Raw genomic sequence first — 3389 nt, forward strand, 5'->3', positions numbered from 1 at the left:
GGAGCCGCGCTTTTGGTCCTTATGGCTATCTGGCTGTTCGGTTCCTAAATCGACGCGACGTTTCGTGTTAACGAAGATTACTCGGCTGCCTGAGCAAGCGCCGGACGAATTCGCTTTTCCAAAATCACATCTGTCACCGGACCTGCAAACCGCAGCAACACGGTGCCATCGCTATCAAGAACAAACGTCTCGGGCACACCGTAGACCCCCCATTCAATCGCCATACGCCCTGCATCATCGCCGCCAACCCCTTCAAAAGGGTCGCCAAGTTCTGCCAGAAACGCTCGCGCCTTGCCGGCATCGTCCTTGTAGTTTACGCCGTAGATCGCAAGCCCTTCGTCCTGAAGCGCCATCAACTGTGGATGCTCCACACGGCACGGCGCGCACCAGCTGGCCCAGAAATTAACCAATTTCGGCCCGGGCTCTTCCAGCATGGCCCGGGTGAACGGCACCAGCCCCGGCAAGGGCGTAACCTCGACAGCGGGCGCAGGCTGGCCAACCAAAGTCGACGGCAACGCATCCGGATCCATGCGAAACATGCCACCAAGAAACAACCCCGCAAGGCCCGCAAAAATTACCGGCGGCAACAGAGCCAAAGGCGGAATGCGCTTCATTTCTTCCGCCGCGCTTCGGCTTCGTCCAACGCCCGCTTAATGCGCCGCGCCTGTACCACACTTAACGCCACGACCCCCACCAAAAGCGCGATCGACACCCCATAGGCAAGGCTCACTTCGACCGCATATGTCCCAAGATCAGGCATCAGGCAGCACGCTCCCGCACAGTGATGGCATGCACACGCCGTTTGCGAATTTCGCTCCGCGTACGCAACAGCACAAGTGCAAGAAACAAAAAGATAAAACCGGCGAGACAGACAACAAGCGGAAGCCAGAACACATCCGAAATGTTCTCTTCTTTATCCAAAGACAGCGACGCCCCCTGATGCAAACCCTGGTTCCAGAAGTTCACGGCATACCGCGACAAAAACGCAAAAACAGACCCCACCAGACAAAGCACAGATGTCAAATCCGCAGCCGTATCCGGGTCATCAATCGCCGACCAAAGCGCCATATAACCAAGGTAAAACAGAAACAGGATCAGGAACGATGTCAGCCGCGGATCCCACACCCAAAACGTCCCCCACATCGGCTGCCCCCAGATCGCGCCTGTCATCAAAGCGATCAACGTCATCGTCACCCCGACAGGCGCCGCGGCCTTTGCCGCGAGTGCCGAAACGTGATGTCGGCGGATCAGCCAAACAAGCGACGTGACCAGCATCATCACCCAGATGTTAATCGCCATGAACGCCGACGGCACATGAAGGTAAATAATCTTAACGGTCGACCCTTGCCGAAAATCGTTTGGCGTAAAGAAGAACCCCCACACCAATCCAAATGACAACGCCATGCCCGCCAACACAAACGCAGGCCCCATCACCCGGTCGGTGAAGGCCATAAATCGGCGTGGATTTGCGTATTCCCAAAACGACATATTTCCTACCTAGTCTGGACGTTCAAGACCCACAAGACACGACACCGTCAGCGCCCTAACGCAGATTGACGCGGAGCGCGGCCGCCCCCGCAAACGGCAATAACGCCAGCGTCCCAAGCGTGATTCCGGTCATAAGTATTAACGACGTCCCAGCCTCAAGCCCGTCCACCCCGCGTCGCACCGTGTCAGCCCCGAATATCAACGTCGGAATGTATAGCGGCAACACCAAAAGAGACAGTAGAAGCCCGCCCCGCTTCAACCCGACAGTCAAAGCCGCCCCGAACGCCCCGATCATGCTTAACGCCGGGGTCCCCAAAGCAAGCGAAGCCACAAGCCAGCCATAGCCCCCAGACGGCAGGTTCAAAAATACCCCAAACACAGGGGCTGCAAGCGTCAAAGGCAGCCCCGTTGTCAGCCAATGCGCCAAAGCCTTCACCGCAACAACACCCTCCAAAGGCACCGGGGCGGTCGCAAGAAACTCAAGCGATCCATCCTCATAATCCGTCGCGAAAATCCGATCCAGCGACAGCAGACAAGCCAGAAGCGCGCCAAGCCACAACACCCCCGGCGCAATCGGTGCCAGCACATCCGCAGACGGCCCAACCCCAAATGGCACAAGAATCACAACGATCAGGAAGAACGCCAAGGCAAGCCCAAACCCGCCGCCAGCGCGGATCGCCAACCTCAGATCGCGTTGCAAAAGCCCCTTCATATGAAGGCCTCATCAAAAGCACCGCCGCGTGGCGCAACCGCCCGGAAAGTCCTCAAGTCCAGAACCTCAGCCTCGATTCCAAGATCAATGTGCGTTGCAATCACCGCGACGCCGCCGCCGGCCAGATGCCGCTTCACAGCCTCCCCGAACAGCGCAACCGCCGACACATCCAAGGACACCGTCGGCTCATCCAACAGCCAAACCGGCCGCCCCGTCACCAACATGCGCGCCAACCCAAGCCGCCGCTTTTGACCCGCCGACAAAGATTGTGCGGCGCGATCCGACAATCCGCTCAACTCAAAGGCTCCCAAAGCTGGTGTGATCGCACCGAACCCGAACAAAGACGCCCAAAACGACAGGTTCTCGGCGACGGTCAAAGTGCCCTTCAACCCATCCGCGTGTCCCGCATAAGCTATGGTCTCATCGGCTACCGAAACCTCGCCTGCAACGGCCGTTTGCAATCCCGCAAGCGTACGCAACAGCGTCGTCTTTCCCGACCCGTTCGGCCCCCGCAAAATTAAAGCCGGTCCCGCATGAACATCAAACGAGATGCCCTCCAGCACGGTCAATCCGCCCCGCGCGCAGGCCACCTCGGATACTCTCAGCAACGGCTTATTCATAACAAATAGGCATGGCCCAAGCCTCGGCCAATGTCCACGCCGGACAAGACCGCAGCCCCCATTTCCCCCTTTGAAAATACCTCCGCCGGAGGCCAGAAACCCTCAGATACCCAAAAGCGCCACACCAACGCGCCGCCCCTCACCAAGCAATACATTGTAGGTCCGACAGGCCTGCGGTGTCGCCATATTCTCGACGCCAATACCCACTGCTTCAAGGGCGGCGCGAAACGCATCAGGTACGTGGGCGATATGCGCGCCAGTGCCGACAAGCAGGAAATCAATGTCCGAAGCCGCCGCCACCAAGGCGGATGTGTCCTCAAAACCGCCCCATGCCGCGACGCCGCTTGGCAGCACCGCTACGGGTGCGTCATGCACCTTTCCGCCAAGGCGAAAAAACCCCGGGCCATAGCCGTCAACCGGCACCGCATCGTTGAACGTGACTTCATTCAGTCGCATTTGATACCCTCGCTCACTCCCAGATCGGTAGCCCCGAAATCGCCGCGCATACGATAATTACATAGGCCACCCACCGATAAATCCGCTCTGCTTCGGGCCGAAACATTATCGCG

General features: G+C 58.5%; 6 protein-coding genes. All 6 read right to left on the reverse strand.

Features of this window, described 5'->3' with window-relative positions:
• Positions 1–77 precede the first annotated feature (77 nt).
• The 6 genes from Q1B15_RS06450 to Q1B15_RS06475 all read right to left on the reverse strand — a co-directional run bounded on the left by Q1B15_RS06450 (position 78) and on the right by Q1B15_RS06475 (position 3276).
• On the reverse strand, positions 78–614 hold the full coding sequence (locus tag Q1B15_RS06450) for a DsbE family thiol:disulfide interchange protein (RefSeq protein ID WP_299751827.1): 537 nt from the start codon (positions 612–614) through the stop codon (positions 78–80).
• Entirely contained in the window at positions 611–763 is a 153-nt protein-coding gene (gene ccmD, locus Q1B15_RS06455) for a heme exporter protein CcmD (protein WP_299751843.1), read from the reverse strand. The genes Q1B15_RS06450 and ccmD overlap by 4 nt, the downstream gene beginning before the upstream one ends.
• Positions 760–1488: a heme ABC transporter permease gene (locus tag Q1B15_RS06460; RefSeq protein WP_299751830.1), complete on the reverse strand. Its 729-nt coding sequence runs from the start codon at positions 1486–1488 to the stop codon at positions 760–762. Before Q1B15_RS06460 ends, ccmD begins: the two co-directional genes overlap by 4 nt.
• A gap of 55 nt (positions 1489–1543) precedes the next feature.
• On the reverse strand, positions 1544–2200 hold the full coding sequence (gene ccmB, locus Q1B15_RS06465; protein ID WP_299751833.1) for a heme exporter protein CcmB: 657 nt from the start codon (positions 2198–2200) through the stop codon (positions 1544–1546).
• Positions 2197–2820, reverse strand: coding sequence for a heme ABC exporter ATP-binding protein CcmA (gene ccmA / locus Q1B15_RS06470; RefSeq protein WP_299751836.1), 624 nt, complete (start codon positions 2818–2820; stop codon positions 2197–2199). The genes ccmB and ccmA overlap by 4 nt, the downstream gene beginning before the upstream one ends.
• Positions 2821–2922: 102 nt before the next feature.
• Positions 2923–3276, reverse strand: a complete 354-nt coding sequence (locus Q1B15_RS06475; protein WP_299751839.1) for an Mth938-like domain-containing protein — start codon at positions 3274–3276, stop codon at positions 2923–2925.
• Between the last annotated feature and the right edge of the window lie 113 nt (positions 3277–3389).

Source organism: uncultured Boseongicola sp., assembly GCF_937988555.1.
Classification (GTDB): Bacteria; Pseudomonadota; Alphaproteobacteria; order Rhodobacterales; family Rhodobacteraceae; genus Boseongicola.